Origin of the sequence: Nocardioides sp. Arc9.136 (genome assembly GCF_030506255.1) — a bacterium.
GTDB lineage: Bacteria > Actinomycetota > Actinomycetes > Propionibacteriales > Nocardioidaceae > Nocardioides.
In genome coordinates this window covers 4130457-4154072 of record NZ_CP113431.1, presented here as the reverse complement: position 1 = coordinate 4154072, position 23616 = coordinate 4130457, and the positions used below count along the sequence as shown (strand labels likewise).

Below are 23616 nucleotides of genomic sequence, written 5' to 3'. Positions count from 1 at the left end.
AGCGGAACGGATGGACGCGTGCCAGAGCCGATGCCACTGGAGGGCCTGCGGGTCCTCGACGTCTCGACGATCCTGGCCGGCCCGCTGTGCTGCCAGATCCTGGGCGACTACGGCGCCGACGTCGTCAAGATCGAGCACCCCCGCCACGGCGACAACATGCGCGGCCACGGCCGCAGCAAGGACGGCGTCCCGCTGTGGTGGAAGGAGATCAGCCGCAACAAGCGGACGGTCGCCCTCGACCTCAAGCACCCCGACGGCGCCGCGGTCTTCCGTCGGCTCGCCGCGACCGCCGACGTCGTCGTCGAGAACTTCCGCCCGGGCACGCTCGAGCGCTGGGGGATCGGCCCCGACGTGCTCCAGGCCGACAACCCCGGGCTCGTGGTCGCCCGGCTGACCGGCTTCGGGCAGACCGGGCCGTACTCCTCGCGCGCCGGCTTCGGCACCCTCGCCGAGGCGATGAGCGGCTTCGCCGCCGCCACCGGTGAGCCGGACGGCCCGCCGACGCTGCCGGCGTTCGGCCTGGCCGACAGCATCTGCGGCATCGCCGCCTCCTCGGCCGTGCTCATGGCGCTGCGCCACCGCGACGCCACCGGCCGCGGGCAGGTCGTCGACCTCAGCATCCTCGAGCCGATCATGGCCGCCGTCGGCCCGGGGCCGACGGTCTACCAGCAGCTCGGCGAGGTGCCGCAGCGCCAGGGCAACCGGTCCACCAACAACGCCCCGCGCAACACCTACCGCACCGCCGACGACCGCTGGGTCGCGATCAGCACCAGCGCGCAGCGGATCGCCGAGCGGGTCATGGAGCTCGTGGGTCATCCCGAGGTCATCGACGAGCCGTGGTTCGCCACCGGCGCCGGTCGCGCCGAGCACGTCGACCTGCTCGACGAGATGGTGGGGGGCTGGATCGCCCAGCGCGACCGGGAGACGGTCCTCGACGCCTTCACCGAGGCCGGGGCCGCCATCGCGCCGGTCTACGACGCGCGCGACATCACCGAGGACCCCCACGTGCGGGAGACGGAGATGCTCGTCGAGGTCGACGACCCCGACCTCGGCCCGCTCCTGCAGCACAACGTGATGTGGCGGATGAGCGAGACGCCGGGCCGCATCCGGTTCACCGGCCGCGCGATCGGCGCCGACACCGACGAGGTGCTCGGCGAGGTCGGCCTGGACGCCGACGAGATCGCCACCCTGAAGAAGAAGGAGATCGTGCGATGACGGACGCCCTGCTCGGGGCCGTGCAAGCAGGCGTGGAGGTCGTCGACCTCGGTCGCCAGCTGCGCGTCGGCATGCCGCAGTCGCCCAACCACCCGGCGTTCTGGCACACCCTGCCGCGCCGCCACGGCGACATGGTGCGCTCCGACGGGAGCAGCGCCGCCAACGACATGATCACGACCGGCACCCACGTCGGCACCCACATCGACGCGCTCGCGCACGTGTCCTTCGACGGCAAGATGCACGGCGGCGTCGACGCCGTCGCGGCCGGCGTCGGGGGCAAGTACGAAGAGCTCGGCGTCCACACCATCGCCCCGATGGTCCGTCGCGGGGTGCTCCTCGACGTCGCCGGACACCTCGGTGTGGAGCACTGCGAGGGCGGCTACGAGATCACCGTGGCCGACCTGGAGGCCACCTCCGCCCGGCAGGGCGTCGAGGTCGGCGAGGGCGACGTGGTGCTGATCCGCAGCGGCTGGGGCTCACGCTTCGCCGAGGGTGCGCCGTACGTCGGCGGGCCCTCGGGCGTGCCCGGCGTCGGCGAGGCCGGTGCCCAGTGGCTCGCCGACCGGCGGGTGCACGCGGCGGGCGCCGACACCATCGCCTTCGAGCGGCTCGCCCCGGGTGGCGGGCACGCGCTGCTGCCGGCGCACCGGGTCCTCCTGGTCGAGGCGGGCATCTACATCGTCGAGGCGCTCGACCTCGAGGGTCTCGCCGCGACCGGCTGGGCGGAGTTCACCTTCGTCCTGGTGCCGCTCAACATCTACGGCGCCACCGGCTCGCCGGTGCGTCCGCTCGCGATCCGCTCGGCGGCGACGGCATGAGCGAGCGGACCCTCGCCCAGCAGCTCGGCGACTTCGCCGCGGCCACCGGCTACGACGACCTCCCGCAGGACGTCGTCGACAGCGTCCGCAAGCGCGTCCTCGACACGCTCGGCATCGCCGTGGCCGCCTCGACCCTGGAGACCAGCCGGGCCGCACGCTCCTGGGCCAGCTACCAGGGCGGCCGGCCGGTCGCGTCCGCGGTCGGCGTGCCGGAGCGGCTGCCCGCCGCGCTGGCGGCGTTCGTCAACGGGGTGCTCGCGCACTCCCTCGACTACGACGACACCCACCTGCCCTCGGTGCTGCACCCGAGCGCCACGGTCGTCCCGGCGGCCCTCGCGGCCGCCGAGCGGCACGGCGCCGACGGTCGGGAGCTGGTGCGCGCCACCGCGATCGGGCTGGAAGTCTGCGTCCGGCTGGGCATGGCGGGCTACGACGAGGCGGCCAAGAACTCCACCTTCTTCGAGCACGGCCAGCACGCCACCTCGATCTGCGGCGCGATGGGCGGGGCGGTCGCCGCGACCGTCCTGGCCGGCGGCGACGCCGACGCGGTCGTGGACGCGCTGGGCGTCGCGGCGTCGATGGCGTCGGGGATTATCGAGGCCAACCGCACCGGCGGCACCGTGAAGCGGATGCACTGCGGCTGGGCCGCCCACGCGGCGGTCTCGGCGGCCGAGCTGGTCGAGCACGGCTTCACCGGCCCGCCGACCGTCCTGGAGGGCCGCTTCGGCTTCTACCAGGCGTGGCTGCACGGGCAGTACGACGCCGCCGCGGTGACCGACGGCCTCGGCACCGACTGGGCGGTGCCGGGCATCTTCGTGAAGCCCTACCCGGCCAACCACTTCACCCACGCCGCGGTCGACGCGGCCGGCCGCCTCCGCGAGGCGGGGATCGGTCCCGACGACGTCGAGCGGCTCGTCCTCGGCGTGCCCGCGCCCAACCTGCGCACGATCGGGGAGCCGATCGACGTCAAGCGGGCCCCGGAGACCGGCTACATGGCGCAGTTCAGCGGGCCGTACGCCGTCGCGGTCGGCCTGCTCGGCGGCTCCGGCCTCGGGGCGGGCGTGGACGACTACACCGACGAGCTGGCCCGCGACCCGGAGCGCCGGGCGATCATGGCCAAGGTCGACGTGGTGCCGGACCAGCGCTGCACCGACATCTTCCCGCGGCAGTTCCCGGCGGTCCTCACCGCGCACCTGACCGACGGCCGTGAGGTCGTGCACGAGGTGCTGACGACCCGCGGCGGCCCGGAGCGGCCGCTGTCGTTCGAGGAGCTGACCGCCAAGTTCGACGCCAACGCGTCCCGGGTCCTGGAGGCGGCCGACGCGGCCGCCCTCGCGGAGGCCTGCCGGACGCTCGAGACCTGCACCGACCTGTCCGCCGTCCTCGCGCCCCTCACGCGCGTCGACGCCGGCGCCATGCGAGACAACGAGAAGGGTGACCGACCGTGAGCAACGCCAGCGAGACCTCGGGGTACGACCTCGTCATCAAGAACGCCCGGGTCGTCCGCCCCGGCCAGGAGCAGCCGGAGGACCTCGACGTCGCGGTCCGCGACGGCCGGTTCGCCGCGTTCGAGCCCTCGATCGACGCAGGTGGTGCCGAGGTCCTCGACGCCGGCGGGAAGCACCTCTTCCCGGGCGTCGTGGACGTGCACCAGCACTGGGGCATCTACAACGAGCTCGGCGAGGACGCCGACACCGAGAGCCGCGCGTCCGCCCAGGGCGGCGTGACCTCCGGGATCACCTACATCCGCACCGGCGCCTACTACATGAACCGCACCGGGCCCTACCGCGAGGTCTTCCCCGACATCCTGGCCGCGACCGACGGCCGGGCGTTCGTCGACTACGCCTTCCACGTCGCCCCGATCCTCCAGGAGCACATCGAGGAGATCCCGATGATGATCGAGGAGCACGGCGTGCCGTCCTTCAAGATCTTCATGTTCTACGGCAGCCACGGGCTGCACGGGCGCTCCGCGGACCAGGGCTCGTTCCTGATGCTGCCCGAGGACGAGTCCTACGACCTCGCCCACTTCGAGTTCATCATGCGTGCGCTGCAGAAGGCCCGCGCGGACGAGCGCTTCGCCGAGGACCGCGACGCCATCTCCCTCTCGCTGCACTGCGAGACCGCCGAGATCATGCGCGCCTACACCAAGCTGGTCGAGCAGGAGGGCAAGCTCACCGGGCTCGAGGCGTACAGCGCCTCGCGTCCGCCGCACTCCGAGGGCCTGGCGATCACCATCGCCTCCTACCTCGCCCACGAGACCGAGCTGCCCACCATCAACCTGCTCCACCTCACCTCGCGCAAGGCGATCGAGGCGGCGATGATGATGCAGCAGACCTTCCCGCACATCGACTTCCGCCGCGAGGTCACCGTCGGCCACCTGGTCGCCAACTACAACACCGCCTCGCTCGGCGGCAAGGTGAACCCGCCGCTGCGTTCCCCCGAGGACGTCGACTCCCTGTGGGAGCACGTGCTCGCCGGCAACTTCTCGTGGGTCACCTCCGACCACGCGTGCTGCCGCGAGGAGACGAAGTTCGGGGAGCCCAAGGAGGACGTGTTCCTCGCGAAGTCCGGGTTCGGCGGCACCGAGTACCTCCTGCCCGCGCTGGTCACCGAGGGCCGTCGCCGCGGCCTGTCGTACACCCGCATCGCCGAGCTCGTCTCCCGCAACCCCGCGGAGCGCTTCGGCATGAAGGACAAGGGCGACCTGGCCGTCGGCAAGGACGCCGACTTCTGCCTGCTCGACGACGACGTCACCTACGAGGTGCACGCCGAGGACTCCCTCTCCACCCAGGAGTACACCCCCTTCGAGGGGTTCGAGCTGACCGCCAAGGTGACCGACACCTACCTCCGCGGCGAGGCCGTCCTGCGCGACGGCGACATCGTCGGCTCCCCGCGCGGGCAGTTCGTCCGCCGCTCCGGCCGCCGCTGACCCACTCTCCAGGCCCGGGCTCCCGGAGGGGGTCCGGGCCTGGTGCTGTCCGCACGCCGCCGCTCGAGCGGCGCGCCTGCACCGCCGGTCGAGCAGCGAGCCCCGGCGAGCGTCGTCGAGACCCCGCCCCGCCATCCAGACCGGCTCCGCGGCCAGCACTGCGTCTTCCCCGGCCGTAGTCGCCCGGCCCAGCAACCACCAGCGGGGTCGAGTGCGACGCGTGGTCCCCCACGATTGAGGCGGGCCGACCGAGATCGAGATTCTCGCAAGTCGTGAGTCTGCCCCCATTACGTCGTTACGATCGCCGCATGGCGAACCCGTACACCATCTGGCCGCAGTTCGGCTTCAGGGCAAACCCCTATAATAATCTCAATCTTCCAGGTGACGAAGTTGGCGACAGACTACTCGTGGGTCGAGACCGCGAAGTCGAGCAACTACAGCGGCGAATCGGCTCGATGGGGACGCACCCGACCGTCGAAGGCCTTGCGGGTGTTGGCAAATCCAGCTTGATCGCCGTCGCCACCTATCGGATGCTTCGACGAGGCGCAGCAAGTCCCAGTAAGAATCTTTTTGTACCGTGCGAGCCATTCCAGGCGACCATGACGGTCGATCAGTTCGAGAAACAGGTTTATTTCGGCATTGCCCAAACGCTGATCGCTCACATTGAAGCTTTCCGCAAGGCGGGGCTGGATATACCCGACGTGGCGCGCCTTGACAACTGGTTGAACGACGCTACCTTCCGTCAGGCAACCGGCTCAATAGCTGGGTTCGGCGGCGGCGGAGGGGCGGTTCCGAACGAGTCGGATGGTTACGCGTCGAGTGGTTTCCCAGAGGCTGTTCGGGAACAACTCTTGCGCTGCTTTCCAACGAATGACGCCGGGGCCGTAGTCTGCGTCGTGGACAACCTCGAACTCCTTGAGACGGCCGGCGAAGCGCGGCGGACCCTTGAAGCGCTGCGGGATACAGTTTTCAAACTGCCCGGCACGAGGTGGGTTCTGTGCGGCTCGCGAGGCATCGTTTCGCGGGCTCGCTCTGCAAGGCTGAGCGGCGTTTTCGACGCCCCCATGAGGGTAGGCCCCCTCTCTGACGAGGCGTCACTTGCTGCCGTCGAGAGACGACTCGAGGAATTTGGCGGCCCTAACGCGTACGCGCCTGTCCCTCCGGAAGGGTTCGAGTTCCTGTACGGAGTCCTGAATCGCAACTTGCGTGACGCGATGGCCTACGCGCAACAATTCAGCGACTACGTATATGCAGAGTACCTGGTCAAGGACTTGGAGTTGCCGACTGGCCAGGAACTTCAAACCGCGATGGAAAATTGGCTACAAGACGTTGCCGATAGTGCACACTCCGACGCTAGAGGCATCAGTCAGCGCACTTGGCAGTTTTTTGATCAGTTGGCGGAGATGGGCGGCTTTTGTCGAGTCAGCGACTGGAGGACGTTCTTCAGTCAGTCGCAAAACATGTCAATTGCGATCACTGATTTCAAGGAAGTTCAGCTGATGGAAAAGGGGGTTGACCCCGAGAATGCTTCACGGGTCGTAGCGAACTTGACGCCACAGGGTTGGCTGGTCTACCACCACCGGAAGCGGCTCGGCCTTCCGTCCCATAACAACGTGGCTGCTGAGGAGGCTGCGCGCTCTTAACGTGAATTAGCAACGCACGCCACCAGGCCTCAGCCACTCCAGCCTTACCCGCCGGAGCGACTGGCCGGCGGGGCACCGGCACGCCCAGGTGCCGGTGAGCGGCAGGTCGGCTCAGCCGGCCCGCTCGGCGCGGGCCAGCACCTCCCGCGCCTCCCGGACGACGGCGGCGTCGATGAGCCGGCCCCGCGCGTCGGTGGTCACGCCGCCCTCGGCCGCGTCGAAGCGGGCGACGAGGTCGCGGGCGTCGGCGACCTTCTCGGGCGTGGGGGTGAGGACGTCGTGGACGACCGGGACCTGGGCGGGGTGCACGGCGGTGCGGGACCGGAAGCCCAGGCCGACGAGGGCACGGGTCGACTCGGCGAACGCGTCGAGGTCCCGGAAGTCGGTGGACGTCGGGGCGACGGGTGCCTCGAGGCCTGCCGCAGCGCTGTGCACGACGACCTGCGTGCGCAGGTGGGTGACCGCCGCGTCGGTGGCCGGGCCGCGCGACATCCGCAGGTCGCCGAGCAGGTCGACCTCGCCGATCCCGAAGGCGGTGAGCCGCTCCTCGGCCGCGGACTCGGCGAGGGACAGCAGTCCCTCGGCGCTCTCGACGAGCCCGACCACGCGGACCGACCCCGGGACGAGCCCGCGCTCGGGCTCCAGGCGGGCCAGCAGTGCGGCGACCGTCCGGACCGCGGCCGGGGTGACGGTCGCGAGCAGGAGGCCGTCGAGACCCTGGCGGACCGCCGCGTCGAAGTCGTCCTCCAGCGCGGTCGGGCTGACCCGGACCCACGTCTCGCCCGAGCCCGCCGCGGACGCCCCCAGCCAGTCGCGTACGGCGCCGCGCGCGGCGGCCTTCTCGGACAGCGGCACCGCGTCCTCGAGGTCGAGCACGACCGCGTCGGCGGGACCGGCCGCGGCCTTGGGGAACAGGTCGGGCCGGTTGCCGGGGACGTACAGGAACGAGCGGGGGAGCATGGCGGGTCCTTCCGGGTGCCGGGCCGGCCCAGGACCGGCCGGCGCGGTGGCTAGCTAGGGGAGAGCCGGGCGGTGATGTCGCGGGCGGCCTGCACGACGAGACGGGTGTGCTCCTCGTCGGTCTCGGCGTAGCGGAAGACCGGGCCCGAGGAGCTGACCGAGCCGGCGACGTTCCCGGCGGAGTCGAAGAAGGGTGCCGCGATCGAGGCGGCCCCCGTCCCGCGCTCGTTGAGGGACACGGCGTACCCCTGCTCCCGGATCCGTGCGAGATCGGCCCGGTAGGCCTCGACGTCGAGGTCGGGCCGTGCCGCCTGCAGCTGGCCGACGGCCTCCCCGACGAACGACTCCGGCAGGTGGGCCAGGATCGCGCGGCTCGAGGCGCCGGAGTGCAGCGGGAACCGCGGGCCGATCTCCACGACCATCTTGATCTCCTGCGGGCTCTCGATCTGGTCGAGGTAGATCCGCTGGTTCCCGACCAGCACCGACAGCGTGGTCGTCTCGCGGGTCTGGTCGCGCAGCCGGCGCAGCACGGGCGAGGCGACCGAGCGGACGTCGAGCTGGCTCCAGGCGCGGGCGGCGAGGCCCGCGGCCGCAGGGCCCAGGACGTACGCCGAGCCGCCGGGGAGGGGCTGCACCAGGGAGCGCGACGCGAGCGACTGCAGGATGCGGTGGACCACGGCCTTGCTGAGCTCGAGGGAGCGGGCGATGCGGGAGACGCCCAGGGCGTCGTCGGAGCGGGCGAAGAGCAGCAGCACGTCCGCGACCCGGTCGGCCGCCTCCGTCCCGCCGGGTGTCTCCCGCGGAACGGATCCGCTGATCCCTGCGCCCATGCCACATCTCCGTTTCCAGGTTGTTTCGCCTAGCGGAACTGTATCGGTCGGCGTGCTTTGCCGTCGAGCCCCTAGAAATCACAATGAGATCCGTGCCATACTCGCCGAATCCCGCAACTTGCCCCATCCGTGGCGTCCCGGGCGCCTGGAGTCGCACCGCTCAGCGGAACGGCCAGAAAGCATCGGTCGTTCCTTCTGACGGAACACACCCACTGTGCCTTGGCACGAAAGGTTGGTCCAGCACGATGAAGAAGGTCTCACTCGCGGCGGTGCTCGCCGCAGGCACCGTGGCGCTCGCCGCCTGCGGATCCGGCTCCTCCGGCAGTGGCTCCGACGGCGACATCATGATCGGCTCGGTCCACCCGCTGACGGGCGCGCTTGCCGGCGTCGGCGCGCTGATGAACGACGGCGCGAAGCTCGCGGTCGAGGACGTGAACGCCGACGGCGGCATCGAGTCGCTCGACGGCCGGAAGCTCACGCTGGGCGAGGGCGACAGCAAGGGCGCCGCGGACACCGGCCAGAGCGAGGCGCAGCGGCTCATCAGCGACGGCGCGGTCGCGCTGGTCGGCACCTACCAGAGCGACGTCACCGCGAATGTGTCCGCCGTCGCGGAGCGCTCCCGGGTGCCGCTGGTGATCGACGTGGCCGTCGACGACTCGATCCTCGAGCAGGGCTACAAGAACACCTTCCGGATCCAGCCCGACGCCACGAGCATGGGCGCCGACGGTGCGGACGACCTGATCGCGCTGGCCGAGGCCAACGGCAAGCCGGTCAAGACCGTCTCCTACATCCACATCGAGGGTGCCTTCGGGCAGAGCGTCTTCGACGCCTTCAAGGAGCAGGCCGAGAGCCAGGGGGTGCAGGTCCTCAAGGAGGTCACCTACCCCGGCACGAACTTCACCGACGCGACCACCCAGGTCCGCGAGGCCGCCGCCGGCAACCCCGACGTCATCGTCGCGACCGGCTACTACCCCGACCAGCTCCTGGTCGCCCAGGCGGTCAAGGCGCTCGACCCCGACATCGACGCGCTGTACGGCGTCGCGAACGGCGCCTTCGACGACGGCTCCTTCCCGAACGACGCGGGTGCCGCGGGCGAGAACGTGCTCTCGGCCAACTACCACTACGGCGCCACGAACGACGAGGTCGCCGACATCCGCAAGCGCTTCGAGGCCGAGTTCGGCCGCCCGATGGAGACCGCCTCGGTGCTCTCCTACCAGGCCGTGATGGTCATCGCCCAGGCGCTGGAGGAGGCCGGGTCCGACGACCCGGAGGACGTCCGCGACGCGATCGCCGAGATCGAGGTCGAGGACCCGCTGCTCGCCTTCGACGGCCCGATCACCTTCGACGAGACCGGCCAGAACGAGAACGCGACGGTCATCGTGATGCAGACCAAGAAGGGCAAGGTCGAGCAGGTCTTCCCCGACGAGTTCACGACCTCCGAGCCGGTCTACCCGGCCAAGTGACCTCCGGGCCGGTGGCGGGGTGACCCGCCACCGGCCGGCAGGCGCGCGGCCCGCGGCCGCACCGCCGCACCGCCGCAGCGACGTACCCCAGCCACGACTCCGCCACGAAACGGACGGCCATGACCGACACCACCACCTCCCCACCGGAGACCCAACCGGACGACGGGAAGACCCGCTCCGGTCGACCGAGCCTGCCGCTGCTGCCCCTGGGCATCGTCGGCGCGGTGGTGGTCGCGCTGCTCCTCGTCTACACCGTCGGGGGCAAGGACTCCGGACTGGTCACCCAGTCGATCGTCACCGGGCTGCTGCTCGGCGGCGTCTACGCCCTGGTCTCGGTGGGCCTCACCCTGATCTTCGGCGTGCTCGGCATCGTCAACTTCGCGCAGGGCGCGATGCTCACCTTGGCGATGTACCTCGTCTACCAGATGGTCGACGCGGGCGGCATCCCCGTGTACGTCGCGACGCTGCTCGCCATCCCGGTGATGTTCCTCTTCGGCGTCCTCGTCCAGGCCGCCCTGCTGAACAAGCTGACGATGGCCGACAACGAGGAGGGCCCGCTGCTGGTGACCCTCGGCCTGAGCCTGCTGATCGTCAACGTGCTGCTGATGATCTTCGGCGGTCGTCCGAAGCGGGTGCCGAGCTCGGTCGAGGGCTCCTTCGAGGTCCTCGACGCGATCGTGTCGTGGGAGCGGCTCATCGCCTTCGCGGGAGCGCTGCTGGTCGCCGGCGCGCTGACGCTGATCCTGCGCGGCACGTCGTTCGGCCTCTCGATCCGCGCGGTCTCGGCCAACACCCAGGGTGCGTCGCTGGTCGGCATCGACGTGCGCCGCATCTACGCGATGACCTTCGGCATCGGCTCGGCCTGCGTGGCCGTGGCCGGCGGCCTGATGGTGCCGTTCCTCAGCCTCACCCCGACCGTGGGCGAGCAGTTCACGATCCTCGCGTTCGTGATCGTCGTGCTCGGCGGCCTCGGCAGCGTCAAGGGAGCCGTGGTCGGCGGCCTGGTGATCGGGCTCGTCCAGACCGTCGGGGCGCTCTACCTGCCGGGGACGGGGTCGCTGATCCTCGTCTTCGCGGTCTTCGTCCTCGTCCTGTTCTTCCGTCCGCAAGGGATCTTCGGAGTGAAGCAATGACCGCCCTCACCACCGAGCGCGCACCCAGCGTGAGCTCGGACGACCCGCGGCTGAAGGACCGGTCGACCGCGCGCACCTACCTCGCGCTGGTCGTGCTCCTCGCCGTCGCCGCCGTCCTGCCGTTCGTGCTGGACGAGCAGACCGAGACCGTCGCCGTGCGCACGCTGATCTTCGCGATCATGGCCGTCGGCTGGAACCTGATGAGCGGCTACGGCGGCATGTTCAGCTTCGGCCACGCCGCGTTCTTCGGCATCGGCGCCTACACCGACGCCTATCTCCTGGTCGAGCACGGCATCTCGCCGTGGATCGCGATGGTGGTCGGCGCCTCGATCTCCGCCGCGGCCGGCACGCTGATCGCCTTCCTCTGCCTGCGCTACCGGCTGGCCGGCGCGTACTTCGCCCTGGCGACCTTCGCCTTCGCGCAGGTATTCCTCCTCGTGGTGCAGAACCTCGACTTCCTGCGCCGCACCGAGGGCTTCAACGTCCCGCTGCTGACCGAGAACTCCTGGTGGATGCTGCAGTTCGAGCAGGGCAGCCACTTCTACTACTGGATCCCGCTGGCGATCCTCGGCGCCGGTCTCCTCGGGACGGTCGCGTACGTCAACTCCCGCTCGGGGCAGTACGTCCAGGCGGTCCGCGACGACGAGGTGGCCGCTGCCTCGCTCGGCATCAACGTGATGCGGGTGCGGCTCGTCGCGGTGGCGATCAGCTGCGCGTTCACCTCGCTCGCCGGGGCGTTCTACACGCAGTACTACTTCTTCGTGGGCCCGGAGCAGGCGTTCGGCTCGGCGGTCTCGGTCAACGCCATCGTGCCCGCGGTCATCGGCGGCATCGGCACGGTCTTCGGCCCGGTCGTCGGCGCGATGGTCGTCGGCCCGCTCTCGGAGTGGATCGCGACCGTGCTGCGCGAGCCCCCGCCGTTCCTGGAGTTCCTCCAGGGCGTCACGGGCCTCGACGTCGCCGTCTACGCCGCACTGCTCATCCTGATCGTGCTGTTCATGCCCAAGGGCATCTACGGCACCCTGCGTGATCGGTTCCGCTCATGAGCCTCCTCCAGGTCGAAGACCTCACCAAGTCCTTCGCCGGCCTGACCGCCGTCGACTCCGTCGACGTCACCGTCGCGGACCGCGAGTTCCTCGGGATCATCGGTCCCAACGGCGCCGGCAAGACCACGCTGTTCTCCCTGCTCGCCGGGCAGCTCCCGCCGACCCGCGGCCGGGTGGTCTTCGACGGGCGCGACATCACCGGCTGGTCGCCCGCGAAGGTCGCGGACGCCGGGCTCGTCCGCACCTTCCAGCTGATGCGGCCCTTCGAGTCGATGAGCGTGCTCGACAACGTCGCGATCGCCGCCCACCACCGGCACCGCTCGCGCAAGGCCGCCCGACGGCACGCGCTCGAGGTGATCGACCGGGTCCAGCTCGACCGCTACGTGCACAGCCCGTCCGGCAGCCTGCCGACCGCCGGGCTCAAGCGGCTGGAGCTGGCCCGCGCGCTGGCCCTCGAGCCGCGCCTGCTGCTGCTCGACGAGGTGCTGGCCGGGCTGGTCCCCGCCGAGCGGGCGCCGATCATCGAGCTGCTGCGCGAGATCCACGCCGACGGCGTCACGGTCATGTTCGTCGAGCACATCATGGCGGCGGTCATGGCGCTGTCCGAGCGCCTGCTGGTCATGGCCGAGGGCCGCGAGCTCGCTCTCGGCGACCCCCAGCAGGTCATCGCCGACCCCCGCGTCATCGAGGCCTACCTCGGAGAGGACTACGCATGATCCTGGAGCTGCAGGACCTGCACGCCGGCTACCGGCGGCTGGAGATCCTCCACGGCCTGTCGATGCACGTCGACCGGGGCGAGATCGTCTCGCTGATCGGCGCGAACGGCGCCGGCAAGACCACCACCCTGCGGGCGATCCACGGGCTGGTCGCGACGACCGGCGGCCGGATCGTCTTCGACGGCCACGAGGTGCAGAAGATGCGGGCGCACCAGATCGTGCGCTCCGGCCTCGTCCACGTCTCCCAGGACCGGGCGCTCTTCGGCGACCTCCAGGTGGTCGAGAACCTCGAGATGGGCGCCTACACCCAGTCCCGGTCCACGGTCCGCTCGTCCCTCGACGAGGTCTACGAGCTCTTCCCGATCCTCGCCGAGCGGCGCACGCAGCGGGCCGACACCATGTCCGGCGGCCAGCAGCAGATGCTCGCGATCGGCCGCGCGATGATGGCGCGACCCACGTGCCTGACGCTCGACGAGCCCTCCGTCGGGCTCGCGCCCAACCTCGTGGCGCAGGTGCTCGAGGCGATCAAGCGGATCCGCGACACCGGCGTGACCGTGCTGATCGTGGAGCAGAACGCCTCCCAGGCGCTGGCCATCTCCGACCGCGCGTACGTCATCGAGAGCGGGTCGATCGTGCTCGAGGGGACCGGCTCGGAGCTGGCCGACGACCCTCGCGTGCGCGAGGCCTACCTGGGGGTCTGAGTGGCCGAGTTCCTGGTCCACATCGAGATCGTCTGGCCCCCCGACGCCCCGGTCGGGCAGCGCGAGGAGATCTTCGCGCGCGAGCTCGAGCAGGGGCAGCGGCTGGCGCACGCCGGCCAGCTGCGGCGCCTGTGGCGGGTGCCGGGCCGCTGGGCGAACTGGAGCCTGTACGACGTCGCCGACGCCACCGAGCTGCACGCGGCGCTGACGTCGCTGCCCCTCCACCCCTGGATGGACATCGAGGTGCACGCGCTCGCCGAGCACCCCAACGACCCCCGCGCGCTGGGCATCGAGCCCGCCGCGCCGCGCCCCGAGGAGGGCGCTCGCTGATGCGGATCCTGGCCATCACCCCGATCGTCATCGACGACGCCGAGCTCGCGCGTCGCCAGCAGCGCTACGACGAGCTCGCCCCCGAGGGCGTCACCGTCGTGCTCGAGCACCTCGGCGACGCGGCCGGCCTGCCGCGCGCCCTCGAGACCGCCGACGACGTCCGTGCCAGCGAGCTGGCGCTCCTGGAGCGGTACCGCGCCGTGGACCCGGACGGCTGGGACGGCTTCCTGCCCGACTGCGTGCTCGACCCGGTCAGCGGGCTGGACCACGACCTCCCGCGGCCGGTCTTCGGGATCGGTCACCTCGCCTCGGCGTTCGTCGCGGGCCAGGGCGCCAGCATCGGTGCGGTGGCCCGCAACGAGGCGATCGCCACCGAGCTGGACCGCAAGCTCGCGGAGTACGACGTGGTGCCGGTCGGTCCGACCACCGTCCTGGACCTCTCGGTCGAGGACATCGCCGACGACGCGACGTGGGCGGCTGCGGTGACCGACCGCGCCGGCGACCTCGACTGCGACTTCGTGCTCAACGCCTGCTCGGCGGTCGACGTCGCCCCCCAGGAGCGAGCGCCGTACCTGCTCGACCCCACGCGGACCGCCCTCGCGATGCTCGGGCTCCGCGCCCAGGCGACGGGAGCGACCCGGTGAGCACCCCGACGAGCGCCCCGCAGGACGTCGAGACCGAGGGCCCGGACCTCGTCGTCGCCGGCGCCGGCGGCGGGCTCGTGGCCGCGCTCCGCGCCGCCCAGCTCGGGCTGTCGGTGCTGGTCGTCGAGCGCAACGAGCACTTCGCGAAGGCCAACAACACCGCGATGTCGACGGCGATGGTTCCCGGCGCCGGCTCTCGGTGGCAGCGCGAGGCCGGGGTGGAGGACTCCCCGGAGCGGTTCGTCGCGGACGTGCTCGCCAAGACCGGCGGCACGGCCGACGAGCGGCTCGCGCGGGCCCTGGCTGAGGTCAGCGGCCGCCTGGTCGAGTGGCTCGCCGACGAGGCCGGCCTGCCGCTCTCGCTGGTGACCGACTTCTCCTACCCCGGCCACTCGAGCCTCCGTTGCCACACGGTGCCCGGACGCTCCGGCGAGGCCATGCTCGGCGGCCTGGTGCGCGCGGTCCGCGAGCACGACCTGATCGACCTGCTGGTCCCCGCCCGGCTCGTCGACGTCGTCGTCGACCCCGAGGACGGCGGCGTCCGCGAGGTCGTCGTGGAGTCCCCCCACGGCCAGGAGCGGATCCCCACCCGCGCGGTGCTGCTCGCCACCAACGGCTACGCCGCGGACCGCGAGCTCGTCGCGCGGCACCTCCCGGAGATCGCGACGGCGACGTACCACGGCAGCGAGGGGTCGACCGGCGACGCGCTCCGCCTCGGCGAGCGCCTCGGCGCGGCCACGGCGTACCTCGACGCCTACCAGGGCCACGCCGCGCTCACCCCCGCCGCGACCCTCGCCGGCTGGGCGACGGTCATGCACGGCGGCGTGGTCGTCGACGTCGAGGGGCGCCGGTTCGGCGACGAGACGACCGGCTACTCCGAGTACGCCGCGCGGCTGGGCGCGCAGCCCGGTGCCCGCGGCTGGATCGTGCTCGACGAGCGGATCCACGAGGCCTGCCTGGTCTTCGACGACTACCGGGCGACCGTCGACGCCGGTGCCGTCCGGGAGGCGGCCGACGTCGAGGCGCTGGCCGCCGTGGTCGGCTGCGACGCGGGCGAGCTGGCGCGCACCCTCGACGCCGCCCGGGCCAGCGCCGAGGGGCGCGCCGAGGACGCGTTCGGCCGCACCGCCTGGGAGGCGCCGCTGCAGGCGCCGTACCGCGCGGTGCCGGTGCAGCCGGCGCTCTTCCACAGTCAGGGCGGGCTCGTCGTCGACGAGCACGCCCGGGTCCTGACCGAGGCCGGCACGCCGGTGCCGGGGCTGTACGCCGCCGGGGGCGCCGCCGCGGGCATCTCCGGGCACGGCGCGGCCGGCTACCTCGCCGGCAACGGCCTGCTGCCGGCGCTCGGGCTCTCGCTGCTCGCCGCGGAGGACGTCGCCGCGTCCGCCTGAGGGCCGGCCTGTCGGCGTGCGGCCCGGGGGCTAGACGGCCACCCGGGCCTCGTCGTCCGCCTCGGCGGTGGCGGCCGCGGCGGCCTGCACCGCGCGGTGCAGGCGCCGCTGCTGCGTGGTCATCAGCGTCACCGCGAGCACGGCCGCGCCGACGGTCACGGCGAACGCCGCCGTGGCGCCGTCGGCGTCGGCCAGCCGGCCGGCGAGGCTGGACCCGAGCGCGTAGCCGAGGCCGGTCGCGCTGGCCAGCGACGTCATCGCGGCACCGACGCGGGCGGGCGGCACGACCCGCTCGGCCAGGGAGAAGATCCCGATCATGTACGGCGCGACCGCGAAGCCGAGCGCCAGCACCGCGACGAAGGCGCCGGTCAGGGAGTCGACCAGCAGCAGCGGGAGCGACAGCACCAGCAGCGTGCAGGCGGCGACGAGCGAGCGGCGCTCGTGCCCGATCCGCTCCGGGACGTAGGCCGTCGCGATGCCGGCCACGGCGCTGCCCACGCCCAGCGTGGCGTGGATGAGGCCCGCGAGGCCGGGCTGGTCGGCGTCGTTCGCGAGCACCGTGGCGCCGGTCTGGGTGGCGCCGAAGAGCATGCCGATCGAGACCTGGGCCAGCGCCAGGACGACGAAGACCGCCGTGACCAGGGGGCCGGTCGCGAGCGGGGTCCCGCCGCGGCGGGTGAGCCGGGCCGAGGGGTCCAGGGCGAAGGCGGTGCCGAAGACGGCCAGGAGCGCGGCCGCCACGAGGAGCGCGCCACCGGGCGAGACCAGGGCGACGGCGAGGCCGACCAGGGCCGGGCCGATGGCGAACGACGCCTCGTCGGCCGCGCCCTCGTAGGAGTACGCCGCGTCGACCAGGCGCCGCTGGAGCGGCCCGGTCCCGCGGGTGAGCGGGCGCCAGCGGACCCGCGCGAGCGGGCCCACCTGCGGCAGCACGAGGCCGGTCGCCGCCGCGGTCGCCACGACGAGCGCGTCGGCCGCACCGCCGTGGACGACGGCCACGAGCGAGGCCAGGCCGGCCGCGCCGATCAGGGACTGCACCAGGACGACCGGCCGCTGGCCGGTGCGGTCGGCCAGCGCCCCGGCGACCGGTGCGCCGAGGGCGTTGGCCACCGCGAGCGCACCGGCGCTGAGGCCGCCGAGCCCGTAGCTGTCGGTGGCGGTCGAGACGAGCAGGAGCGTGCCGAGCTGGCTCATGGCGAGCGGCAGCCGGCCGAGGAACGCCACGACGACGTACGTGGGTCCGGCGAGGGCGAAGAGGCGTCGGTAGGACGCGAGGGGGGTCACGCTGGGAGGGCCTTTCGGGTGCGTCTGTACGACGCGCCGTACCCACCTCCGAGAACGCGTTGAACCCTCTGCGCCCCCGATCCTACGACTCGTCCGCGGCGCGGCCGGAATCCGTGCGCGGGGTCAGCCGGCGATGCGGTCGAGCTCGGCGAGGTCGTCGGGGGAGAGCCTCAGGTCGACGGCCGCGACGTTCGCCCGCAGGTGCTCGACCGAGGAGGTGCCGGGGATCAGCAGGATGTTCGGCGAGCGCTGCAGCAGCCAGGCGAGCGCGACGGCCATCGGCGTCGTGCCGAGGCGGCCGGCGACGGCGGAGAGGGCGTCGGACTGCAGCGGGCTGAAGCCGCCGAGGGGGAAGTACGGCACGTAGGCGATGCCCTGCTCGGCGAGGGCGTCGACCAGCGCGTCGTCCTCGCGGTGGGCGAGGTTGTACTGGTTCTGCACGCACACCACCGGCGCGATCCGCTGCGCCTCGGCGACCTGCGCGGCCGAGACGGTGCTCAGGCCGATGTGCCGCACCAGGCCCTCGTGCTGGAGCTCGGCCATCGCCTCGACGCGCCTCGCGATCGAGGCGTCCGGGGCGGCCGGGTCGTCCATGACCCGCAGGTTGACGACGTCCATGGCCTCGAGCCCGAGGTTCTCCAGGTTGTCCAGCACGCCCCGGCGCAGCTCGGCCGGCGACTGGGCCGGGAGCCAGGCGCCCCGGTCGTCGCGGCGCGCGCCGACCTTGGTGACGATGACCAGGTCCTCGGCGTAGGGGTGCAGGGCCTCCCGGATGAGCCGGTTGGTGACGTGCGGGCCGTAGAAGTCGCTGGTGTCGACGTGGTCGATCCCCAGGGCGCGCACCTCGCGGAGCACGGCCAGCGCCCGGTCGGGGTCGGCCGGCGGGCCGAGGACGCCCGGTCCGGCGAGCTGCATCGCGCCGTACCCCATCCGGGAGACGGTGAGGCCCTCGGCGAGGGTGAAGGTGCCGCCGAGGGCGGGCTGGGTCGTGGGCTCGGTGGTCGTGGGCTCGGTGCTCATGCCTCCACCGTGCGCCCCGGCCGGTCGGCGGAGAAGGCCCCGTCGATCCTGGGGGTCGCAGGGCCAGGGACGGGGGCGCCGCCGCGGCTACCGTGGACGCCGTGGAGGAGAACCGGCTCGGGGACTACCTGCGGGCCCGCCGCGAGCTGGTGACGCCGGAGACGGTGGGGCTCCCGCCCGGTGGCGTACGGCGCGTGGCCGGCCTGCGCCGCGAGGAGGTCGCGATGCTCGCGGGCATCAGCGCCGACTACTACCTCCGGCTCGAGCAGGGCCGGGACCGCAACCCGTCGGTGCAGGTGCTGGAGGCCCTGGCCGGGGTGCTGCAGCTCGACGCCGCGGCGACCGACCACCTGCTGCGCATCGCCGCGCCGCGCCCCCGCTCGCGGGCCCGCCGGCTGCGGCCCGAGGTGGCACCGCCGGACGTCGTGCAGCTGCTCGACGTGATCGGCCTGCCGGCGTTCGTCGAGGGCCAGTGGCTCGACGTGCTCGCCGTGAACCCGCTGGCCGCCGCGCTCAACCCGAGCCTGCGGGTGGGCGAGAACCGGATCCGCTCGCTGTTCCTCGACCCCGCCGAGCGCGCGCTGCACCCGGACTGGGAGGAGACCGCGCCGCGGCTCGTCGCGGGCTTCCGCGGCCGGGTCGCCGACATCGCGGACGACCCGCGGGTCGTGCAGCTGGTCGGCGAGCTGACGCTCGGCAGCGAGCTCTTCGCCCGGCAGTGGGCCCGCCACGACGTGCGCCAGGTCCGCGGCAAGGAGCTCCGGATCGACCACCCGCAGGTCGGCGAGATGACCCTGCGGATGTCCAAGCTCGCCGTCGAGGGCACCGACGGCCAGCTGCTCGTCGTCCACCACGCCGAGCCGGGCACCGCCAGCGCCGAGCGGTTGGCGCTGCTCTCCGCGCTCGTGGAGCCGTCCGGGGCCGCCGCAATCGTTCAATTGCGCGGTTCTGACGCTTCTACCGGCGGGTAACCGGTCGCAACCGTTCAATTGCTCGATTCCGGTGGCCCGCAGAGCACCACATGGCGGACCTCACCCCAGGTAGCGCACGTCCATCGGCGACTCGGCGACGTCGGGTGCCTCCATGCCGTCCTCGACGTCGAGGGCGTCGCCGGAGAGGTGCACGCGGTAGGCGCGGGCGTCGGGGCGCGAGGAGACCGCCTCGACCAGCTCGCCGTCGCGGAAGACGAGCGCGCAGCCGTCGTCGGCGGCGTACCCGTTCGGGAGCCGGCGGGTGCCGACGAGGTCGAGGTACGTCGGGCGGCGGTCGGCCTCGCCGTCGTAGTGCGGGCAGGCCGAACCGGGCAGGAGGCCGAGTCCGTCGGGCAGCGCGGCCAGCGGCCCGTAGGAGTCGGTCACCGATCCCTCGAACCAGCAGTTCATGCCGGCGCTGACCCCGGCCAGCACGACCCCGTCCTCGCCCGCATCGCGCAGGACGTCGTCGAGGCCGTGGAGCCGCCACAGGGCGAGCAGGTTCGCGGTCGAGCCGCCGCCGACGTGGATGACGTCCTGGCCGAGCACGAACGAGCGCAGGTCGCCGCCGGGGATCTCGTCGTAGCGGAACAGCGGCAGGACGCTGGTCTCCGCGCGCCCCTCGAACGCCGTGCGGAACTCCTCGGCGTAGGAGGCCGAGTCGCCGCTCGCGGTCGGGACGAAGCAGACGCGGGGCAGGCCGCCGGCGCCACGGCGGCGGGTGGCCAGGGAGAGCAGGTGGTCGTCGAGGAGCGGGTTGTCCGGCTCCATCGCGAAGCCGCCACCGCCCATGGCCATGATCGTGGTCATGCGGCGAGCCTGCCAGGTGCGCCTCAGCCGCCGCCGACCTCCACCGCCACCTCCAGCTCCGAGGCGCCCGCCGGGAGGTCGAACGTCGCCGACGCGCCGCCGGAGGACACGGCGTACCCGCCCGCCCAGCCGCTGACCCTGACCCGCCCACGCTCGTCGGTGCGCAGCGTCGTCGGCGGGAGCCACCACTCGCCGCGGACCAGCGAGCGCAGGGCGTCGTACGCCGGCTTCGGGCTGCCGTCGGCGCGGACCAGGCCGGCGGGGGCGCCGAGCCACGCGCCGCGGTCGGTGAGGCCCCAGTAGGTCACCGCCTCGACGGAGGGGTGCGACATCAGCGTCCGGTAGTGCCGGACCACCTCGTCGGCCTGCCGCTCCTCCCCTTCCGGCGTCGAGGGCCAGGAGTCGACCCGGTGGTCGTTGAGGTCCTCGACCTCGGGCGGCATCAGCGCACCGGAGAGCAGCGTGGTCTCGGTCAGGTGCAGCGGCAGCCCGTGGCGCGCGAACCGCTCGAGCACCTCGAGGGTCCGCTCCTCGCCCCAGTAGCCCTGGTGCATGTGGCTCTGCAGGCCGATGGCGTCGACTTGCACGCCGGCGTCGAGGACCTCCTCGACGAGCCGGTCGTACGCCGGGGACATGTCGAAGTCGTTGAGCACCAGCGTGGCCGCGGGGTCGGCGGCGCGGGCCTCCTCGAACGCCAGCCGGACGGTCTCCACACGGCCGAGCCGGCGGCACAGGCGGGTGATGCCGTTCTCGTGCTGCTCGTTGGCGAAGACCGGCATGATCACCGCCTCGTTGACCGCGTCCCAGGTCGACACCAGCCCCGCGAAGTCGGCGGCCTCGCGGCCCACGCGCGCCCGCACCGTCGCCTCGAGCCGGTCGTCGGGCAGCTCGCGGAGCCAGCCCGGTGCCAGCGTGTGCCAGACCAGCGGGTGGCCCTTGACCGCGACGTCGCGCTCGCGGAACCAGCGGGCCGCGGCCAGCAGCCGGGCGGTGTCCGGCCGGCCCGGCACCGGCTCGAAGCCGGCCCAGTAGAACGGCAGCGTGGCGGTGTCGAAGACGCCCAGCCAGAGGTCGACCAGGTCGGCGGCCGCCTCCGGGCCGGACCCGCCGAAGACGTCCCCGGTCTCCCCGTCCCCGGCTCCGGGCGCGCTGGTCCCGAGCCCGGCCCGGGCCGCTGCCAGCGCGACGAGGTCGAACCCGATGCCGCCGAGGGCGACCGCGTGCCGCCGCTGCTCGACGACCACGTCGGCGAGGTCGAGGAGCGAGCCGTCGGCGCGCCGGAGCGTCACCGTCGCGGTGCCGCGACGGTGCTCGAACGAGGAGTCCATGCGGCTGCACCGTAGTCGTGGAAAACGTTATCGACATCGATTGACAAAGCGGTAGACCGCCTGGCACGGTCCTGTGACCCACATCACCGAAGAGGTGGGGCGGACAAGAGGGGTTCAGATGTCGAGGAAGACTCGAGGCGCGGCGCTGGCCGTGCTCTGCGCAGGCGTGCTGACCGCCGCCAGCGCGTGCGGAGGCGGCGACGACTCGTCGTCCGGCGGTGACGCCAACACGATCACGTGGTGGCACAACTCGAACAACGAGCCCGGCAAGGGCTACTACGAGCAGGTGGCCAAGGACTTCGAGGAGGCCAACCCCGGCGTCGAGGTCGAGGTGACCGCCATGGCCCACCAGGACATGGTCGACAAGCTCGCCGCGGGCTTCCAGAGCGGCGACGTCCCGGACGTCTACATGGAGCGCGGCGGCGGCGAGCTCGCCGACCACGTCGAGGCCGGCCTGACCCGCGACCTGACCGAGGCCGCCGGCGAGGAGATCGGCAAGATCGCCGAGGGCACGCTCGCCGGCTGGCAGGTCGACGGCAAGACCTACGCGATCCCGTACTCCGTCGGCGTCGACGGGTTCTGGTACAACAAGGACCTCTTCGAGCAGGCCGGCATCGACGCGCCGCCGGAGACGATGGACGAGCTCCTCGACGTCGTCGACCAGCTCAAGGCCGCCGACATCACCCCGATCTCCGTGGGCGCCGGCGACAAGTGGCCGGCCGCGCACTACTGGTACTTCGGCGCGGTCCGCACCTGCTCGCAGGACGTGCTCAACTCCGCGATGGAGAGCATGGACTTCTCCGACCCCTGCTTCGTCGAGGCCGGCGAGGTCGTCGACCAGGTGATCGCCGCGGAGCCCTTCAACCCCGGCTTCCTCACCACCCCCGGCCAGGAGGGCGCGACCTCGGCGTCCGGCCTGCTCGCGACCGGCAAGGTGGCCATGGAGCTGCAGGGCCACTGGGAGCCCGGCGTCATGCAGGGCCTGACCGACGACGGCAAGGGCCTGGGCGAGCGGACCGGCTGGTTCCCCTTCCCCCAGGTCGAGGGCGGCGAGGGCGACCCCGCGGGCCAGCTCGGTGGCGGTGACGCCTGGGCCGTCGCGGAGACCGCCCCGGACGCGGCCGTCGACTTCGTCAAGCACCTCTTCTCCGACGAGGTCCAGCAGGGCTTCGCCGAGAACGACATGGGACTGCCGACCAACCCGGCGGCGATCGACTCGCTCTCCGACCCGGCGCTGGCCGACCTGATCCAGGTGCGCGACGACGCGGCGTACGTCCAGCTGTTCTTCGACACGCTGTTCGGCGCCTCGGTCGGCGGGGCGATGAACGACGCGATCGCGCTGCAGTTCGCCGGCGACGCCTCCCCCCAGGACGTCGTCGACGCCACCCAGCAGGCCGCCGACCAGGAGAAGTGAGTCGTCCGTGACCTCGACCGGTGCCGCAGTCGCGGCGACGCCCGCCGCAGCGCCTGCGGACCCGGACGACCCGGGCAGCTCCCGGTGGCGGCAGCGGCTCGAGATCGCGCTGTTCGTCACTCCGGCGCTGGCGCTGATGGCGACGTTCGTGGTGTGGCCGGTGTTCTCGGCCGTCCGGATGTCGTTCTACCGCTGGAAGGGCTTCGGCCCGATGGACGACTTCGTCGGGCTGCGCAACTACGAGCGCGTGCTGACCGACGACGTCTTCAAGGACGCCGTCCTGCACAACCTGACCATCGTCGGGCTGTCGGTCGCGGTGCAGCTGCCCCTCGGGCTGCTGCTCGCGGTCCTGCTCAACCGCAGGATCCGGGGCCGCGGGCTGCTCCGCACCATCGTCTTCGTGCCCTACGTGCTGGCCGAGGTGATCGCCGGCGTCGTGTGGTTCCAGCTCCTCCAGCCGCGCAGCGGCCTGGTCGAGGAGATCCTGACCACCGTCAGCATCACCCCGCCCGACCAGGGCTTCCTCGGGACGCCCGGCCTCGCGCTGTGGACGGTCTTCGTCGTGCTCACCTGGAAGTACCTCGGGCTCGCGGTGCTGCTCTTCCTCGCCGGCCTCCAGGGCGTGCCCGACGAGCTCTACGAGGCCGCCCAGCTCGACGGCGCCGGCTGGTGGCAGGTGCAGGTGCGGGTGGCGCTGCCCCTGCTCGGACCGACCATCCGCACCTGGGCGTTCCTGTCCATGATCGGCTCGCTCCAGCTCTTCGACATGGTCTGGATCCTCACCGGCGGCGGCCCCGCCAACGCGACGACCACCATGGCCACCTACCTCGTCAGCCAGGGCACCCAGCGCGGCAACTACGGCATCGCCGGCGCCGCCTCGGTCGTGCTGTTCGTCGTGGCGTTCGCGATGGCGCTGCTCTACCAGGTGCTGGTGCTGCGCCGGGACACGGCGGAGCAGCGATGAGGAGCC

At 72.3% G+C, this 23616-nt stretch carries 22 protein-coding genes; 16 read left to right on the top strand and 6 right to left on the bottom strand.

Annotated features, from left to right (window positions below):
* Positions 1–30: 30 nt before the first annotated feature.
* The 5 genes from OSR43_RS20045 (at position 31) to OSR43_RS20025 (ending at position 6605) form a co-directional block, all read left to right on the top strand.
* Entirely contained in the window at positions 31–1215 is a 1185-nt protein-coding gene (locus tag OSR43_RS20045) for a CaiB/BaiF CoA-transferase family protein (protein WP_302271732.1), read from the top strand.
* Positions 1212–2033 carry a cyclase family protein gene (locus OSR43_RS20040; RefSeq protein WP_302268563.1) on the top strand — a complete coding sequence of 274 codons (822 nt, stop codon included), beginning with the start codon at positions 1212–1214 and terminating at the stop codon, positions 2031–2033. The genes OSR43_RS20045 and OSR43_RS20040 overlap by 4 nt, the downstream gene beginning before the upstream one ends.
* Positions 2030–3481, top strand: a complete 1452-nt coding sequence (locus OSR43_RS20035) for an MmgE/PrpD family protein (protein WP_302268562.1) — start codon at positions 2030–2032, stop codon at positions 3479–3481. The genes OSR43_RS20040 and OSR43_RS20035 overlap by 4 nt, the downstream gene beginning before the upstream one ends.
* A complete protein-coding gene (locus OSR43_RS20030; protein ID WP_302268561.1) occupies positions 3478–4962 on the top strand; it encodes a dihydroorotase family protein in 1485 nt (494 codons plus the stop codon). Before OSR43_RS20035 ends, OSR43_RS20030 begins: the two co-directional genes overlap by 4 nt.
* A 308-nt stretch (positions 4963–5270) precedes the next feature.
* Positions 5271–6605 (top strand): ATP-binding protein, encoded by a 1335-nt coding sequence (locus tag OSR43_RS20025; protein WP_302268560.1) that lies wholly within the window; start codon positions 5271–5273, stop codon positions 6603–6605.
* A 111-nt stretch (positions 6606–6716) separates the two neighbouring features.
* Here OSR43_RS20025 and OSR43_RS20020 read toward each other — a convergent pair whose 3' ends face one another.
* Positions 6717–7565 (bottom strand): CoA ester lyase, encoded by an 849-nt coding sequence (locus OSR43_RS20020; RefSeq protein WP_302268559.1) that lies wholly within the window; start codon positions 7563–7565, stop codon positions 6717–6719.
* 50 nt (positions 7566–7615) lie between these two features.
* On the bottom strand, positions 7616–8395 hold the full coding sequence (locus tag OSR43_RS20015) for an IclR family transcriptional regulator (RefSeq protein ID WP_300952455.1): 780 nt from the start codon (positions 8393–8395) through the stop codon (positions 7616–7618).
* A 245-nt stretch (positions 8396–8640) separates the two neighbouring features.
* Here OSR43_RS20015 and OSR43_RS20010 point away from each other — a divergent pair, with 245 nt between their 5' ends.
* The 8 genes from OSR43_RS20010 (at position 8641) to OSR43_RS19975 (ending at position 15819) form a co-directional block, all read left to right on the top strand.
* A complete protein-coding gene (locus OSR43_RS20010) occupies positions 8641–9858 on the top strand; it encodes an ABC transporter substrate-binding protein (protein ID WP_302268558.1) in 1218 nt (405 codons plus the stop codon).
* Between the two features lie 119 nt (positions 9859–9977).
* Positions 9978–10991, top strand: coding sequence for a branched-chain amino acid ABC transporter permease (locus OSR43_RS20005; protein ID WP_300952457.1), 1014 nt, complete (start codon positions 9978–9980; stop codon positions 10989–10991).
* Complete coding sequence (locus OSR43_RS20000; RefSeq protein ID WP_300952458.1) at positions 10988–12037, top strand: branched-chain amino acid ABC transporter permease; 1050 nt, start codon at positions 10988–10990, stop codon at positions 12035–12037. Before OSR43_RS20005 ends, OSR43_RS20000 begins: the two co-directional genes overlap by 4 nt.
* Positions 12034–12753: an ABC transporter ATP-binding protein gene (locus OSR43_RS19995; protein WP_300952459.1), complete on the top strand. Its 720-nt coding sequence runs from the start codon at positions 12034–12036 to the stop codon at positions 12751–12753. The genes OSR43_RS20000 and OSR43_RS19995 overlap by 4 nt, the downstream gene beginning before the upstream one ends.
* Positions 12753–13454 carry an ABC transporter ATP-binding protein gene (locus OSR43_RS19990; RefSeq protein WP_364868055.1) on the top strand — a complete coding sequence of 234 codons (702 nt, stop codon included), beginning with the start codon at positions 12753–12755 and terminating at the stop codon, positions 13452–13454. Before OSR43_RS19995 ends, OSR43_RS19990 begins: the two co-directional genes overlap by 1 nt.
* Positions 13455–13784, top strand: a complete 330-nt coding sequence (locus OSR43_RS19985; protein WP_302268556.1) for a muconolactone Delta-isomerase — start codon at positions 13455–13457, stop codon at positions 13782–13784.
* Positions 13784–14428 carry a hypothetical protein gene (locus OSR43_RS19980; protein WP_302268555.1) on the top strand — a complete coding sequence of 215 codons (645 nt, stop codon included), beginning with the start codon at positions 13784–13786 and terminating at the stop codon, positions 14426–14428. Before OSR43_RS19985 ends, OSR43_RS19980 begins: the two co-directional genes overlap by 1 nt.
* On the top strand, positions 14425–15819 hold the full coding sequence (locus OSR43_RS19975) for an FAD-binding protein (RefSeq protein ID WP_302268553.1): 1395 nt from the start codon (positions 14425–14427) through the stop codon (positions 15817–15819). Before OSR43_RS19980 ends, OSR43_RS19975 begins: the two co-directional genes overlap by 4 nt.
* A 30-nt stretch (positions 15820–15849) precedes the next feature.
* Here OSR43_RS19975 and OSR43_RS19970 read toward each other — a convergent pair whose 3' ends face one another.
* Together OSR43_RS19970 and OSR43_RS19965 are read right to left on the bottom strand one after the other, a co-directional pair.
* Complete coding sequence (locus OSR43_RS19970) at positions 15850–17103, bottom strand: MFS transporter (RefSeq protein ID WP_302268552.1); 1254 nt, start codon at positions 17101–17103, stop codon at positions 15850–15852.
* A 123-nt stretch (positions 17104–17226) separates the two neighbouring features.
* A complete protein-coding gene (locus tag OSR43_RS19965; protein WP_302268551.1) occupies positions 17227–18123 on the bottom strand; it encodes an aldo/keto reductase family oxidoreductase in 897 nt (298 codons plus the stop codon).
* A gap of 101 nt (positions 18124–18224) precedes the next feature.
* Here OSR43_RS19965 and OSR43_RS19960 point away from each other — a divergent pair, with 101 nt between their 5' ends.
* Positions 18225–19094, top strand: coding sequence for a helix-turn-helix domain-containing protein (locus OSR43_RS19960; protein ID WP_302268550.1), 870 nt, complete (start codon positions 18225–18227; stop codon positions 19092–19094).
* Positions 19095–19154: 60 nt separating this feature from the next.
* Here OSR43_RS19960 and OSR43_RS19955 read toward each other — a convergent pair whose 3' ends face one another.
* The gene (locus OSR43_RS19955; protein ID WP_302268549.1) at positions 19155–19904 is read right to left on the bottom strand and encodes a peptidase E; all 750 of its coding nucleotides are present in this window, start codon (positions 19902–19904) and stop codon (positions 19155–19157) included.
* Between the two features lie 23 nt (positions 19905–19927).
* A complete protein-coding gene (locus OSR43_RS19950; protein WP_302268548.1) occupies positions 19928–21232 on the bottom strand; it encodes an endo-1,4-beta-xylanase in 1305 nt (434 codons plus the stop codon).
* Between the two features lie 118 nt (positions 21233–21350).
* Here OSR43_RS19950 and OSR43_RS19945 point away from each other — a divergent pair, with 118 nt between their 5' ends.
* Entirely contained in the window at positions 21351–22646 is a 1296-nt protein-coding gene (locus OSR43_RS19945) for an ABC transporter substrate-binding protein (RefSeq protein ID WP_302268547.1), read from the top strand.
* Between the two features lie 7 nt (positions 22647–22653).
* Positions 22654–23610, top strand: a complete 957-nt coding sequence (locus tag OSR43_RS19940) for a carbohydrate ABC transporter permease (RefSeq protein ID WP_302268546.1) — start codon at positions 22654–22656, stop codon at positions 23608–23610.
* The last annotated feature ends 6 nt before the right edge of the window (positions 23611–23616 follow it).